General features: G+C 70.1%; 13 protein-coding genes and 1 pseudogene. 7 read left to right on the forward strand and 7 right to left on the reverse strand.

Annotated features, from left to right (window positions below; translation table 11 throughout):
• Positions 1-33: 33 nt before the first annotated feature.
• Genes PV396_RS07395 through PV396_RS07405 form a run of 3 tightly spaced genes read left to right on the forward strand, consistent with a single transcriptional unit; the run spans position 34 to position 2091 of the window.
• The gene (locus tag PV396_RS07395; protein WP_319201630.1) at positions 34-261 is read left to right on the forward strand and encodes an MbtH family protein; all 228 of its coding nucleotides are present in this window, start codon (positions 34-36) and stop codon (positions 259-261) included.
• A gap of 22 nt (positions 262-283) precedes the next feature.
• Positions 284-1858: an amidohydrolase gene (locus tag PV396_RS07400; RefSeq protein WP_319201632.1), complete on the forward strand. Its 1575-nt coding sequence runs from the start codon at positions 284-286 to the stop codon at positions 1856-1858.
• A complete protein-coding gene (locus PV396_RS07405; RefSeq protein WP_319201633.1) occupies positions 1855-2091 on the forward strand; it encodes a hypothetical protein in 237 nt (78 codons plus the stop codon). Before PV396_RS07400 ends, PV396_RS07405 begins: the two co-directional genes overlap by 4 nt.
• 64 nt (positions 2092-2155) lie before the next feature.
• Here PV396_RS07405 and PV396_RS07410 read toward each other — a convergent pair whose 3' ends face one another.
• The 4 genes and pseudogenes from PV396_RS07410 to PV396_RS07425 all read right to left on the reverse strand — a co-directional run.
• A complete protein-coding gene (locus PV396_RS07410; protein ID WP_319201635.1) occupies positions 2156-2941 on the reverse strand; it encodes a GntR family transcriptional regulator in 786 nt (261 codons plus the stop codon).
• 80 nt (positions 2942-3021) lie between these two features.
• Entirely contained in the window at positions 3022-4899 is a 1878-nt protein-coding gene (iolD, locus tag PV396_RS07415) for a 3D-(3,5/4)-trihydroxycyclohexane-1,2-dione acylhydrolase (decyclizing) (RefSeq protein WP_319201637.1), read from the reverse strand.
• A complete protein-coding gene (iolB, locus tag PV396_RS07420; RefSeq protein ID WP_319201639.1) occupies positions 4899-5795 on the reverse strand; it encodes a 5-deoxy-glucuronate isomerase in 897 nt (298 codons plus the stop codon). Before iolB ends, iolD begins: the two co-directional genes overlap by 1 nt.
• Positions 5796-5918: 123 nt before the next feature.
• Positions 5919-6113: pseudogene (locus PV396_RS07425) on the reverse strand (5-dehydro-2-deoxygluconokinase); the annotation flags it as partial.
• A 285-nt stretch (positions 6114-6398) separates the two neighbouring features.
• Between PV396_RS07425 and PV396_RS07430 the strand changes: the two are divergent.
• From PV396_RS07430 to PV396_RS07445, 4 genes are all read left to right on the forward strand, one after another.
• Positions 6399-7412, forward strand: a complete 1014-nt coding sequence (locus PV396_RS07430; RefSeq protein WP_319201641.1) for a substrate-binding domain-containing protein — start codon at positions 6399-6401, stop codon at positions 7410-7412.
• A gap of 5 nt (positions 7413-7417) precedes the next feature.
• Entirely contained in the window at positions 7418-8491 is a 1074-nt protein-coding gene (locus PV396_RS07435; protein ID WP_319201643.1) for an ABC transporter permease, read from the forward strand.
• Between the two features lie 46 nt (positions 8492-8537).
• The gene (locus tag PV396_RS07440) at positions 8538-9449 is read left to right on the forward strand and encodes an ATP-binding cassette domain-containing protein (RefSeq protein WP_416071364.1); all 912 of its coding nucleotides are present in this window, start codon (positions 8538-8540) and stop codon (positions 9447-9449) included.
• 135 nt (positions 9450-9584) lie between these two features.
• Entirely contained in the window at positions 9585-10604 is a 1020-nt protein-coding gene (locus PV396_RS07445; RefSeq protein WP_319201647.1) for a Gfo/Idh/MocA family oxidoreductase, read from the forward strand.
• A 31-nt stretch (positions 10605-10635) separates the two neighbouring features.
• Here PV396_RS07445 and PV396_RS07450 read toward each other — a convergent pair whose 3' ends face one another.
• The 3 genes from PV396_RS07450 to PV396_RS07460 form a co-directional block, all read right to left on the reverse strand.
• Positions 10636-11640 carry a Gfo/Idh/MocA family oxidoreductase gene (locus PV396_RS07450; RefSeq protein ID WP_319201649.1) on the reverse strand — a complete coding sequence of 335 codons (1005 nt, stop codon included), beginning with the start codon at positions 11638-11640 and terminating at the stop codon, positions 10636-10638.
• 100 nt (positions 11641-11740) lie between these two features.
• Positions 11741-12517 carry an SDR family oxidoreductase gene (locus PV396_RS07455; protein WP_319201651.1) on the reverse strand — a complete coding sequence of 259 codons (777 nt, stop codon included), beginning with the start codon at positions 12515-12517 and terminating at the stop codon, positions 11741-11743.
• 11 nt (positions 12518-12528) lie between these two features.
• Positions 12529-13707, reverse strand: coding sequence for a phytanoyl-CoA dioxygenase family protein (locus PV396_RS07460; RefSeq protein WP_319201653.1), 1179 nt, complete (start codon positions 13705-13707; stop codon positions 12529-12531).
• Between the last annotated feature and the right edge of the window lie 53 nt (positions 13708-13760).

The following is a 13760-nucleotide window of genomic DNA, read 5'->3' on the forward strand; positions in this document are numbered from 1 at the left end:
CTCACCCGCCCACCCCCGACAGAGGAGAACCGCATGAGCGGCAGCAGCACCAACCCCTTCGAGAACCCCGACGGCGTCTACTCCGTGCTCGTCAACGACGAGGGCCAGCACAGCCTGTGGCCCGACTTCGTCGACGTACCGGCCGGCTGGACCGTCGTCCACGGCCCGGCGCCCCGCCAGGAGTGCCTGGACCACATCGAGACCAACTGGACGGACATGCGCCCCAGGAGCCTGGCGGAACGCATGGAACCGACCGCCTGAGCCACGATCGAACCGACTCCCCATGCTCACCACACGACTGACCAACGCCCACGTCCTCACCATGGACCCCGACCACCCCGTGGCCCACGACGTGGGCATCTGGCGGGGCCGGATCGTGGGCCTCGACGAGGCGGTGACCGGGCTGCCCGCACAGCGGGTGGTCGACCTGCAGGGCGCGACCCTGCTGCCCGGGTTCATCGACAGCCATGTGCACCTGGCCTGGACCGGGTTCAAGGCGGCCACACCCACGGTCGCGCCGTGCGTCCGGGTCGAGGACGTGCTCGCGGTCGTCGCCGAGGCCGCGGCGCGGGTGCCGGCGGGCGGTTGGGTGGACATCGCGGGGTACGACCAGCGGGGGCTCGGACGGCATCTGACGCTCGCCGAGCTCGACCGGGCGGCCGCCGGGCGCAAAGTGCTCCTGATGCATGACTCCGGACACGGCTGCGCGGTCAGCGGTCCCGTGCTGGAACTGCTGCCCGGAGTGGTCCCGCACGAGGGGGCGTTCCTCGCCGAAGGAGCCATGGGGGCGGCCCGGGCGCTTCGACTGCCGCACTCCCAGGAGGAGTTGGCCGAGGCGATCGGACGGGCCGCCCGGGCCTGTCTGGCCGAGGGCGTCACCGCGTGCGCCGAGGCGGGCATCGGCGGTGCCCTGCTCGGCAACAGCCCGGTCGAGCTGGGCGCCTATCAACTCGCCCGGGAACGCGGCCTGTTGCCCCTGCGGGTCCAGCTGATGGTGGCCGCCGACCGGCTGCACGCCGTCACCGCCCACGAGACCGACGGCATCCCGCGCGCCCTCGATCTCGGACTGCGGACCGGCTTCGGCGACGACTGGCTGTCCGTCGGCGCGCTGAAGGTGTACACCGACGGCGGCATGATGGCCCGTACCGCCGCCCTCACCAGCCCCTACCAAGGGCTCGACACCGCAGGGCAGTTGCAGGAGGACCCCGAACTCCTGACCAGGACCATCGTGGACGGGCACCTCGCGGGCTGGCAGCTCGCCGTGCACGCCATCGGCGACCGGGCCGCCGATGTCGCGCTGGACGCGCTGGAGCAGGCGCAGCGGCTGCGGCCCCGGCCGGGTGCCCGGCACCGCATCGAGCACGCCGGACTGATCCGGCCCGACCAGCTGCCGAGGATGGCGCGGCTCGGTGCGGCAGCCGTCGTACAGCCCAACTTCCTGCGGTACTTCGGCGACGACTACGCGGCGATCATGGGGGAGGAGCGGGCGAACTGGCTGTACCGGGGCCGGGGGTTCCTGGAGTACGGGATCCGGCTGGTGGGGAGTTCCGACCGGCCGGTGGCGGACGGGTCGCCGCTGCGTGCCGTGCAGTTCATGGTCGAACGGGCTTCCCTGTCCGGGCAGTTGATCGGGCCGGACGAGGGGATCACCGTCGACGAGGCGCTGCGCGCGTACACCGTCGACGGAGCCCACGCCTGCCACTGGGAGGACAGCGCGGGCAGCGTCACGCCGGGAAAGCGTGCCGATCTGGTCGTGCTGGGAGACGACCCCCGAAGCGTCGACATCTCGCGCGTCGGGGACATCGAGGTCGTGGCGACACTCGTCGACGGCCGGGAGAACGAGGAGGGAACGCTGTGAGCGCTCCGACGACGGACGTCATCGCCGACTACACCGAGCTGTGGCAGGACTCGCCCCACGCACCCCGGTGGGTGCTCTGGGACACCGCCGGGGACGTGCTGGTGTTCGACCGGGACGTCAACTGCCCCCTCTACATCGACGACGACGCGATCCGGGGCGAGGTACTGCGCCGGATGCGCGCGGCGGGCGTACCGGAGAGCGCCGAGTACCCGGGCCGCCCCTGCTCCAGGTAGCCGTACGGATGCCGCCATCCGCACGGATCCAGTGAGCCGTACGGATGGCGGGAGGGGCGGCGGCTCAGGGCCGCATCAGCAGCTGGAAGTCGAAGGCGTAGCGCGACGCCCGGTAGATGTGGGTGCCGTACTCCACGGCCCGGCCGGTGTCGTCGTACGCCGTCCGCTGCATCGTGAGCAGGGCGGCGCCCTCCGGCTCCTCCAGGCGTTTCGCCTCCGCCGCCGTGGCCGAGCGGGCGCCGACGGTCTGGCGGGCGCTGTGCAGGTTGATCCCCGCGCTGCGCAGCATCCGGTACAGACCCGTCGACTCCAGCCGTCCGGCGTCGAGTTCGAGCAGCCCCGAGGGCAGGTAGTTGCACAGGAACGCCACCGGCTCGCCGTGCGTGCAGCGCAGCCGCTCCAGCACGACGACCTCGGTGCCCTCCTTCACCCCGAGGGCGGCGGCGACCTCGGCGGACGCCGGCTGCCCCTCGTTGCGCAGCACGTCGGTGGTGGGCCCCTGCCCGGCCGCCTCCAGGTCGTCGTACAGGCTGCTCAGTTCGAGCGGGCGTTTGACCTGGCTGTGCACCACCTGCGTCCCGACGCCCCGTCTGCGTACCAGCAGGCCCTTGTCGACCAGGGACTGGATCGCCTGGCGGACCGTGGGCCTGGACAGGCCCAGGCGGACCGACAGATCGATCTCGTTGCCCAGGAGATTGCCGGGCGCCAGCACCCCGTGCTCGATCGCCGCCTCCAACTGCTGGGCCAGCTGGTAGTAGAGCGGGACCGGGCTGGAGCGGTCCAGCGTGAAGTCCAGGGTGTCGAGCGGGGAGCCGGACACCGCACGGGCACGATCACCGGGTGTCGCCACGGGGGCACCTCCCTTCGGATAATGACGTTGCGTCAGAAGTGGCTGGGGGAAACGGGGTTGGCCTGCCTGCCACCTCCGGGTCAGAGGTGCCGGCGGCGGTCGGCGACCTGACGTTCGTACTCCTCACGGGCCCGTACGGCGGACTCGCGGGCGGCGGTCTCGGCGACCGGTACGTCCCACCAGGCCTCCGCCGGGGGAGCGGTCGGCGTCGGGTCGGTCTCGACGTACACGCAGGTCGGCCGGTCCGAGGCGCGCGCGGTCGCCAGGGCCGTGCGCAGCTCGCCCACGGTCTTGGCGCGCAGCACGTCCATGCCGAGGCTGGCGGCGTTCGCCGCGAGGTCGACCGGCAGCGGGTCGCCGGTGAAGGTGCCGTCGGCGGCCCGGTAGCGGTAGGGGGTGCCGAAGCGCTCCCCGCCGACCGACTCGGAGAGGCCGCCGATGGAGGCGTACCCGTGGTTCTGGATGAGGACCAGGTTGACCGGCAGACCCTCCTGGACGGCGGTGACGATCTCGGTCGGCATCATCAGATAGGTGCCGTCACCGACCAGCGACCAGACCGGGGTGTCCGGCGCGGCCTGCTGGACGCCGATCCCGGCGGGGATCTCGTAGCCCATGCAGGAGTAGCCGTACTCCAGGTGGTACTGGCGGGGGCTGCGGGCCCGCCACAGCTTGTGCAGGTCACCGGGGAGCGAACCGGCCGCGTTGATGATCACGTCGTCGTCGCCGACGACCGAGTCCAGGGCGCCCAGCACCTGCGTCTGGGTGGGCACGGCGGAGTCGTCGGCAGCTGCGAAAGCGGCGTTGACAACCTGCTCCCAGCGGGCCTTGCCGGCGCCGTACTCGGCCTCGTGAACCGAGTTCACACGGTGACCGGTCAACGCCTCCGTCAACGCCGTCAGGCCGGCGCGGGCGTCGCACACAAGGGTGCGCGCCGCCAGCTTGTGGGCGTCGAACGCGGCGATGTTGAGGTTGAGGAACCGCACGCCGGGGTTCTGGAACAGCGTGTTCGAGGCGGTCGTGAAGTCGGTGTAGCGCGTGCCGACGCCGATGACCAGATCGGCGGTACGGGCCAGGTCGTCGCTGACGGCCGTACCGGTGTGGCCGATCCCGCCGAGGTCGGCGGGGTGGTCGTGGCGCAGGGAGCCCTTGCCGGCCTGGGTGGAGGCCACGGGGATGCCGGTGGCGTCCACCAGCGCCTTCAGCGCCTCCTCGGCCTCGCTGTGGTGGATCCCGCCGCCCGCGACGATCAGCGGGCGCTCGGCGGCCCGGATGGCCGAGACCGCCTCGGCCAGCTCATAGGGGTCGGGCGCGGGGCGCCGGACGTGCCAGACGCGCTCGGCGAAGAACTCCTCCGGCCAGTCGTACGCCTCCGCCTGCACGTCCTGCGGCAGCGCGAGCGTCACGGCACCGGTCTCCACCGGGTCCGTGAGGACGCGTACGGCGTTCAGCGCGGACGGGATCAGCGCCTCGGGGCGCGTCACCCGGTCGAAGTAGCGCGAGACCGGGCGCAGGGTGTCGTTGACGGACAGGTCCGCCTCGACCGGGTGCTCCAGCTGCTGGAGCAGCGGGTCGGCGCTGCGCGTCGCGAAGTAGTCGCCGGGGAGGAGCAGCACCGGGAGGCGGTTGATCGTCGCGAGGGCCGCGCCCGTGACGAGGTTGGTGGCGCCCGGGCCGATGGACGTGGTGACGGCCTGCGTGGAGAGCCGGTTCAGCTGGCGGGCGTAACCGACGGCCGCGTGGACCATCGCCTGTTCGTTGCGGCCCTGGTGGAACGGCATCGCGTCCTCACCGGCCTCCAGAAGCGCCTGTCCGAGGCCCGCCACGTTGCCGTGGCCGAAGATGCCCCAGGTGCCTGTGATCAGCCGGTGGCGGACGCCGTCGCGCTCGGTGTACTGGACGGACAGGAACCGCACCAGCGCCTGGGCGACGGTCAGACGGCGGACAGGGGTGGTGCTCATCAGGACTTCTCCGGGGCCGTGTAGAGGGGCAGACGGGGGTCGACGGGCTGCTCGGGCCAGGTGGAGCGGACCCAGGCGTGATCGGGGTGGTCGCAGATCAGCCAGGCACGGTCGTCCTCGGGGCCCGCCATGACGTTCAGGTAGTACATGTGGTGGCCGGGCACGGCCATCGAGGGCCCGTGCCAGCCGTCGGGGATGAGGACGACGTCCCCGTCCCGCACCTCGGCCAGCACGTCCGTGTTCCGGCCCTGGCCGGACGGGGACACCCGCTGGTAGCCGAGGCCGGGAGTGCCCTCGTGGTCGGCGAACTCGAAGTAGTAGATCTCCTCGAGGACGGACTCCTCGCCGGGCCGGTGCTCGTCGTGCTTGTGCGGCGGGAAGGACGACCAGTTCCCGCCGGGGGTGATCACCTCGACGGCGATCAGCTTGTCGCACTCGAAGACGCCGGCCGCGCCGAAGTTGTTGACCTGTCGGGAGGAGTTCCCGGTGCCGCGCAGCTCCACGGGGACGGAGGAGGCGGGCCCGTAGCGGGCGGGCAGCCGGCGGGTGCAGCGGGCACCGGTGAGCGCGAAGCGCCCGCCCGCGGCCGAGGTGATGGTCGTACTCGCGTCACGTGGCACGTACACGAAGTCGCTGACGCCGCTGAACACGCTGTCGCGGCCCCGCACCTCGAAGGTGGACCGGCCGAAGTCGTCCGTCGTCTCGACCGTGCAGGCGCCGCTCAGGGACAGCACGATCCACTCGCTGTCGCCGCTGGAGAGCGTGTGCGAGCCGCCCGGTGGCAGTTCCAGCACCCGGAGGCTGGAGTAGCCCCAGCCGGCCTTCTCGGGGTTGACATCGACGACGTACGAGCCGCCTAGGGCCTTGCCTGCCGGGAGGTGGTAGGCGGTGGTCATGGTCTGTCACTCCTGTTCACAGCGGGTCCCGTGTCGACCCTGTTCACGGCGGGCGCCGGTGGCGATCTCGTACTGGTCGAGCGCGGGCCGCCGGTCCAGGTCGAAGACCGTGATACCTGCCCGGTCGCGGGCCCTGATGACGACGGCCGCGGAATGCCCCGGACGGGCCGCCGCGACAGCCACGTTGGCAGCGGACCCGCCGAGAAATTTCCCGAACATCTGCACTAGGGTCAGCGGTGCGCCGGACCGCAGCGGAACGAGATCAACTCCGATGCGGCCCTTGGTGACCAGGTCGAAGGGCGGGGCTGACTCGGTCATGCGATGCTCCTTCGAGCTGCGGAGGATGCGGGTCCCGAGGGGCCTGTCGTCCCCCAAGGTGTAGGACTCGAAGGGTGACGCTGTCAAGGGTTTGTTCTTACATTCTGACCTGCTCGTGAAATGATGTCTTAACAAAGTATTGACAGCGGACAGTTCCAAGGAATTGGATTCGGTCCCAACACGACTTGCCGTGTTCGCGGCACACGGCCCGGACCTCCGGGACCCGGGCCCGGGATCACCCTGATCCCCACCCTCTCCCCGGTCGCACAGTGAGGTGCAGGAAAGATGGACCGCTCTTCTCGCTCCCGCAGGATCGCTCCCGTCGTCGCCGCTGCCGCGGTGACGGCCATGGTCCTCGCGGGTTGCTCCAGCAGTTCCGGCGGCAAGAAGTCCGAGGACAACGGCGCGGACGCCTCGGCGGGCAAGGCCACCACTCCTCGGATGACCGTCGCCCTGGTCACCCACCAGGCGCCCGGCGACACCTTCTGGGACATCGTCCGCAAGGGTGCCCAGGCCGCCGCGGACAAGGACAACATCAAGCTCGTCTACTCGGCCGACCCGAACGCGGGCAACCAGGCCAACCTGGTGCAGAACGCGATCGACCAGAAGGTCGACGGCATCGCCATCACCCTGGCGAAGCCCGACGCCATGAAGGACGTCGTCGCCAAGGCGACGGCGGCGGGCATCCCGGTCGTCGGCCTCAACTCGGGCCTGAGCGACTGGAAGAAGCTCGGTCTCCAGCAGTTCTTCGGCCAGGACGAGACCGTCGCGGGCGAGGCGTTCGGCAAGAAGCTGAACGAGCTCGGCTCCAAGAAGGCCGTCTGTGTGGTCCAGGAGCAGGGCAACGTCGGCCTCACCCAGCGCTGTGACGGTGTGAAGAAGACGTTCACCGGCACGCTGGAGACCCTCAACGTCAACGGCACCGACATGCCGTCCGTGAAGTCGACGATCACGGCGAAGCTCAACCAGGACAAGGCCATTGACTACGTGGTCGCGCTCGGCGCCCCCTACGCGCTGACCGCGGTGCAGTCGGTCGGCGATGCCAACAGCAAGGCGAAGGTCGCCACGTTCGACCTCAACAAGGAGCTGACCGACGCCATCTCGAAGGGTGACATCCAGTTCGCCGTCGACCAGCAGCCCTACCTCCAGGGCTACCTGGCCGTCGACTCGATGTGGCTCTTCAAGAACAACGGCAACTACAGCGGTGGCGGTGAGCAGCCCGTGCTGACCGGCCCGGCGTTCGTCGACAAGTCCAACGTCGAGCAGATCGCCGCGTTCGCCGCGAAGGGCACTCGGTGATGTCGATGAGTCAGACAACGGCTCCGGCGGCGAGTTCCTCGCCGCCGGCTCCGCCGGTCACTCAGAAGGACGGCCGTACCAAGCAGCGGTCGCTGGGGCGCAGGCTGCTCGGCCGCCCCGAGGTCGGCGCCTTCATCGCGGCGGTCCTCGTGTACCTGTTCTTCTTCGCGGCGGCGCCTTCCTTCCGGGAGACCAGCGCGCTCGCGACGGTGCTCTACCAGGCGTCCGTGATGGGCATCATGGCGCTGCCGGTGGCTCTGCTGATGATCGGCGGGGAGTTCGACCTGTCCGCCGGTGTCGCGGTCACCACCTCCGCCCTGACCGCCGCGATCCTCAGCTTCCAGCTGTCGATGAACGTGTGGACGGGCGTGTTCGTCGCGCTGATCGTGTCGCTGGCCGTGGGCGCGTTCAACGGCTGGCTGCTGATCAAGACCGGGCTGCCCAGCTTCCTGGTCACCCTGGGCTCGTTCCTGATCCTCCAGGGCGCCAACCTCGCCGTCACGAAGATCTTCACCGGCAACGTGGCCTCCGACTCGATCGCCGACATGGACGGCTTCGACCAGGCCAAGAGCGTCTTCGCGTCCGAGTTCAAGATCGGCGACGTCAACTTCAAGATCACGATCGTGTACTGGCTGGTGTTCGCCGCGATCGCGACCTGGCTGCTGCTGCGCACCAAGTTCGGCAACTGGATCTTCGCGGTCGGCGGCAGCAAGGACAGCGCCCGCGCGGTCGGCGTTCCGGTCGACTTCACGAAGATCGCCCTGTTCATGGGCGTCGGCGCGTGCGCCTGGTTCGTCGGCATGCACCTGCTGTTCTCCTTCAACACGGTGCAGTCCGGCGAAGGCGTCGGCAGCGAGTTCCTCTACATCATCGCCGCGGTCATCGGCGGCTGCCTGCTCACCGGCGGCTACGGCTCGGCCATCGGCTCGGTCATCGGCGCCTTCATCTTCGGCATGGTCTCCCAGGGCATCGTCTACGCCAACTGGAACCCGGACTGGTTCAAGGCGTTCCTCGGCGTGATGCTCCTGCTCGCCGCCCTCGTCAATCTGTGGGTCCGCCGCCAGGCGACCCGGAGGTGAACTGATGACAACCAACGAAACCACCTCCCCCAACGGCACGCTCACCATGGACAGTTCGCCCGAGGACAAGAAGCCGATCGTCGAACTCCGGGCCACCGGCAAGTCGTACGGCAACATCCGCGCCATGCACGGGGTGAACCTCGCGGTCAACGCCGGCCAGGTCACCTGCGTCCTGGGCGACAACGGCGCCGGCAAGTCCACCCTGATCAAAATCATCTCCGGGCTCCACCAGCACACCGAGGGCGAACTCCTCATCGACGGCAACCCCGTCCACTTCGCCACTCCCCGTGAGGCCCTGGACGCCGGGATCGCCACCGTCTACCAGGACCTGGCGACCGTCCCGCTGATGCCGGTGTGGCGCAACTTCTTCCTCGGCTCCGAGATGACCAAGGGCCCCTGGCCCGTCCGCCGCCTGGACATCGAGAAGATGAAGCGGACCGCGGACACCGAACTGCGCAACATGGGCATCGTCCTGGACGACCTCGACCAGCCCATCGGCACCCTCTCCGGCGGCCAGCGCCAGTCCGTGGCCATCGCCCGCGCGGTCTACTTCGGCGCCCGCGTCCTCATCCTGGACGAGCCCACCGCCGCGCTCGGCGTCAAGCAGTCCGGTGTCGTGCTGAAGTACATCGCCGCTGCCCGCGACAAGGGCCTGGGCGTCATCTTCATCACCCACAACCCGCACCACGCCTACATGGTCGGCGACCACTTCAGCGTCCTGCGCCTGGGCACCATGGAACTCTCCGCCGCCCGCAGCGATGTCACCCTCGAAGAGCTCACCAACCACATGGCCGGCGGCGCCGAACTCGCGGCTCTCAAGCACGAGTTGGCCCAGGTGCGCGGTGTCGACGTCGAGGAACTCCCCGAGGTCGAGGATCTCAAGACGCCCGTTGCCTCTGCCAACGGCTCCTCGGACTCCTCGGACTCCTCGGACTCCTCGGAGGAGAAGACGGCATGATGACTCCGGTCGACTGCGTCCGGGTCGGCTCCGTGCGGTTGTTCGGCGGGTGCGGGTCTGTGGGGGTTGGTCGCGCAGTTCCCCGCGCCCCTTGGTAGGTACAGCCCACGTCTGTCGAAGGGGTGTCGCTACTCCATGAAAAGCCGTGACGCGCTGGGCGTAGCCGTGATTGGTACCGGCAAGATGGGTGCTGATCATGTTCGGCGGATTCAGGAAGTCACCAGTGGTGCCCGGGTGGTCGCCGTCGTGGACGTCGATCGGGAGCGTGCCGAACTGGTCGCCGGCCGGGTCGACGGCTGTACGGCCTACACCGACCCCGTCGCCGCCATGGCATCCACCGATGTCGACGCCGTGCTCATCGCCTCGCCCGGGGCCGCTCACGAGGCGGCCCTGCTCGCGGCGTTCTCCCGCGACCTGCCCGTGCTGTGCGAGAAGCCGCTCACGCCCGACGCGGCTTCCGCGCTGCGGGTGCTGGATGCCGAGCGGCGGCTCGGGCGGCGCCGGGTGCAGGTCGGGTTCATGCGGCGGTACGACGCCGAGTACCTGAAGCTCAAGTCGCTGCTCGACACAGGGCAGTTGGGCCGGCCGCTCATGCTGCACAACCGGCATCGCAATCTGGCCTCCCCGCCCTGGTGGACCAGCGCGATGCACATCAACGACTCCGTGGTGCACGAGATGGACGTGACCCGGTGGCTCCTCGGACAGGAGATCACCGCGGTCACCGTGCTGTTTCCAAGGCCGTCCCGGAACGCCCCGGACGGCCTTCAGGATCCGCAGTTCGTCGTGATGGAGACCGACGGCGGCGCGCTCGTCGACGTCGAGATCAACGTCAACTGCGGCTTCGGGTACCAGGTGCAGGCCGAGGTGGTCTGCGAGCGCGGGACGGCACGGATCGGCGACGGTCAGGACATGGTCGTCAGCTCGGCCGGCCGCTGGGGCGGGACCATCCCCCAGGACTTCATCGAGCGGTTCGAAGACGCGTACGACCGTGAGGTCCAGGCATGGGTCGACGCCACCCGGCGCGGCGAGGTCACCGGACCGAGTGTCTGGGACGGCTACGCGGTGGCCGCGGTCTGCGAGGCCGGCGTACGCGCACAGCGCGAGGGCCGGCGGGTCGAGGTGGAACTCGTCGAAAAGCCCGCGCTGTACGACTGACAGCGCGGGCCCTTCATGTAATCCGGCCTGGTCAGACCGTGCGTACTTCCTCGATGCGCACCGGGCGGTGCTCCTGGAGCGAGAGCGTGCACGCGTCCGCGATCCAGCCGGCCTCCAGCGCCTCGGCGACCGTGCAGGGGGACGTACGGTTGCCCGCGACGACCTCCGTGAACTCCGTCAGCTCGGCGCGGTAGGCGGGGATGAAGCGGTCCATGAAGAAGTCGTGCGGGACGCCCGCCGGGAAGGTCACGCCCGGCTCCACGGAGCGCAGCGGGAGCTTGTCCTCCAAGCCCACGGCGATGCTGTCCTGGAAGCCGTGGATCTCCATGCGGACGTCGTAACCCCGGGCGTTGTGGCGGGAGTTGGAGACCACGGCGATCGTGCCGTCGTCCAGGGTGAGGATCGCGCCGGTGGTGTCGGCGTCGCCCGCCTCCTTGATGTAGTCGGCGCCGTTGTTGGAGCCCACCGCGTACACCTCGGTGACCTCGCGGCCCGTCACCCAGCGGATGATGTCGAAGTCGTGCACCGAACAGTCCCGGAAGATGCCACCGGAGGAGGCGATGTACGCGGCCGGCGGCGGCGCCGGGTCCAGTGTGGTCGACCGGACGGTGTGCAGCCGGCCAAGCTCACCGCTCTGCACGGCGGCACGCGCGGCGACGAAGCCCGCGTCGAAGCGGCGGTTGTAGCCGATCTGGATCTCGACGCCGCTGTCCTTGACGGCGTTGAGCACCGCGACGCCCTCGGCCATCGTGCGGGCCACCGGCTTCTCACAGAACACCGGGACACCCGCCTCGACGGCGGCGAGGATCAGGGCCGGGTGGGCGTCGGTCGCGGCGGCGACCACGATGCCGTCGACACCGGAGGCCAGGAGGGCCTCGGGGGAGTCCGCCACCTGGGCGCCGAAGCGCTCCGCGGCGGTCTTGGCGGCGTCCCCGAACGGGTCGCTGAAGACGAGGGAGTCGACGGCGTCGAGACCGGAGAGGGTCTCGGCGTGGAAGGCGCCGATGCGGCCGAGGCCGAGGATTCCGATGCGCATGGGCTGTACTGCTCCTTGGGTGTCGTGCGGGGGTGTCTTACGAGGAGAGGAGAGGAGTGGAGAGGAGAGGCGCAGGGAGGTGCAGGAAGGTACAGGGGGATCAGTCCAGGCCGCCCAGGACGTTCTGGTCCCAGTCGATCACCGAACCGGTGACCACGCCCGACCGGTCGGACAGCAGGAGGACCACGAAGTCCGCGATCTCGTCCGGCTGGCCCAGCTTGCCCATCGGCAGGCGTTCGGCGGCCTGCTCGAGCCAGTCGTCGCCCGCGCCGTGGAAGGCCCGCTGGGTGGCGTCCTCGCCCTCCGTGGCGGTCCAGCCGATGTTCAGGCCGTTGATCCGGACCCGGTCCCAGCGGTGCGCGTGCGCCGCGTTGCGGGTCAGGCCGATGAGACCGGCCTTCGCGGCGACGTACGGGGCCAGGAAGGACTGCCCGCCGTGGGCCGAGGACGTGATGATGTTGACGACCGTGCCGGGCGCCCCCCGGCCCACCATGTCGGCGACCGCCGCCTGCATGGCGAAGAACGGGCCCTTGAGGTTGATCGCGATGTGCGCGTCGAACAGCTCGGGCGTGGTGTCGAGCAGCGTGCCGCGCGAGGTCAGGCCCGCCGAATTGACCAGGCAGTCGATCCGCCCGTGAGCGGCGACGACCTCGGCGACGGACGCCTTCGCCTGCTCGGCGTCCGAGAGGTCGGCGCGTACGTACATGGCCTTGCCGCCCGCCGCAGTCAGCTCCGCGACCAGCGCCTCACCCGGTTCCGGGCGCCGCCCGGTCACCGCGACGACGGCGCCCTCGCGGACGGCGGCCCGGGCGATGGCCGCGCCGACGCCCTGGCTGCCGCCGTTGACGAGGACGACCTTGTCCTGAAGAAGTCCCATGCCGTTGTTCCTCAGCTCATCTGTCGTTCGGCGCCGGTCCGCAGTGCGTCGCGAAGCGCCTCGGGGGTCCACTCCTCGTGCAGCGCACGCCGTACGAGGTCCGCCTGGGAGGGCGGGGCCAGTCCGTCGACCGGCGGATCCCGGTCGAGGTTGGTGGGAAAGGGGTAGCCCTCGGCGGAAGCGGCTACGACCGCCTCGAGCCAGGCGTCACCCGCTCCCTCGGACTTGCGGGTGAGCAGCACGGGATAGACCGCGTTCACGATCGCCTCCCGGTCCACGGTCTCCATGGCCCGCCCGAACGCGGAGGACACCTGGAGGAGGTTCGCCGTCCGGCGGATGTCCGCGGAGCGGTTGGTGCCGGCCGCGTGGAAGAGGGCCGGGTTGAAGAACACCGCGTCGCCCTTGGCCAGCGGCAGCTGCACGTGGTGGGCGTCGAAGTACGCCCTGAACTCCGGGAGCCGCCACGCCAGATAACCGGGCTCGTACGCGTGCGAGTACGGCAGGTACAGCGTCGGCCCCGACTCGACGGGCATGTCGCAGTGGGCGACCGCGCCCTGCAGGGTCAGCACGGGGGAGAGCCGGTGGACGTGCGCCGGGTAGGCGGCCGCCGTCTTGTTGGAAAGGAAGCCGAGGTGGTAATCGCGGTGCGGGCTCTGCGCGGCGCCACCGGGGTTGACGACGTTGATCTGCGAGGTGACCTGGTAGCCGGGGCCGAGCCAGGCGGCCGAGACGAGGGCGATCATGTCGTTGGCGTAGTAGTCGGCGAACGCCTCCGGGTCGCGCAGGGCCGTCTTCTCCAGGGCGTTCCACACCCGGTCGTTGGCCCCCGGCTTCGCGAAGTGGTCGCCCGCGACGGTCCCGGCGGCACGCTGGTCGGCGATGAGTGCCTCGAAGGCGGCACTCGCCCGGTCCACGACCGACGGATCGGTGAAGGCCCGCTCCAGGACCACGACCCCGGGTCCGCCGGTGAGCGCCCGGACCAGCTCCGCCAGGACCTCCCGGCGCCCGTCGGGCGTGGCGGCGGCGGTGCGCAGCCGCTCACTGTCGTAGACGAGGACGTTCTCGCGGACGGCGGTCGCGTACGGGTAGTCCGCGGCGTCGGTCGTCCGTTCGACCTCGGCGCGGAAGACGTCGAGATCGCAGTCCTGTTCGGACAGCCGCGCGGGGTGCTGTGCGGCGGTGAGGGACATCGTCGTCCTTCTCTCGCTTCTCTCGACTGTTGTTGTTGCTGTCATTGTTGTCA

Origin of the sequence: Streptomyces sp. ME02-8801-2C (assembly GCF_033793965.1) — a bacterium.
Classification (GTDB): Bacteria; Actinomycetota; Actinomycetes; order Streptomycetales; family Streptomycetaceae; genus Streptomyces.

Coding starts and splice junctions, on each gene's coding strand:
- PV396_RS07395 (WP_319201630.1), top strand. CDS start 34: ATGAGCGGCAGCAGCACCAACCCCTTCGAGAACCCCGACGGCGTCTAC.
- PV396_RS07400 (WP_319201632.1), top strand. CDS start 284: ATGCTCACCACACGACTGACCAACGCCCACGTCCTCACCATGGACCCC.
- iolD (WP_319201637.1), bottom strand. CDS start 4,899: ATGAGCACCACCCCTGTCCGCCGTCTGACCGTCGCCCAGGCGCTGGTG.
- iolB (WP_319201639.1), bottom strand. CDS start 5,795: ATGACCACCGCCTACCACCTCCCGGCAGGCAAGGCCCTAGGCGGCTCG.
- PV396_RS07430 (WP_319201641.1), top strand. CDS start 6,399: ATGGACCGCTCTTCTCGCTCCCGCAGGATCGCTCCCGTCGTCGCCGCT.
- PV396_RS07435 (WP_319201643.1), top strand. CDS start 7,418: ATGAGTCAGACAACGGCTCCGGCGGCGAGTTCCTCGCCGCCGGCTCCG.
- PV396_RS07440 (WP_416071364.1), top strand. CDS start 8,538: ATGGACAGTTCGCCCGAGGACAAGAAGCCGATCGTCGAACTCCGGGCC.
- PV396_RS07445 (WP_319201647.1), top strand. CDS start 9,585: ATGAAAAGCCGTGACGCGCTGGGCGTAGCCGTGATTGGTACCGGCAAG.
- PV396_RS07450 (WP_319201649.1), bottom strand. CDS start 11,640: ATGCGCATCGGAATCCTCGGCCTCGGCCGCATCGGCGCCTTCCACGCC.
- PV396_RS07455 (WP_319201651.1), bottom strand. CDS start 12,517: ATGGGACTTCTTCAGGACAAGGTCGTCCTCGTCAACGGCGGCAGCCAG.
- PV396_RS07460 (WP_319201653.1), bottom strand. CDS start 13,707: ATGTCCCTCACCGCCGCACAGCACCCCGCGCGGCTGTCCGAACAGGAC.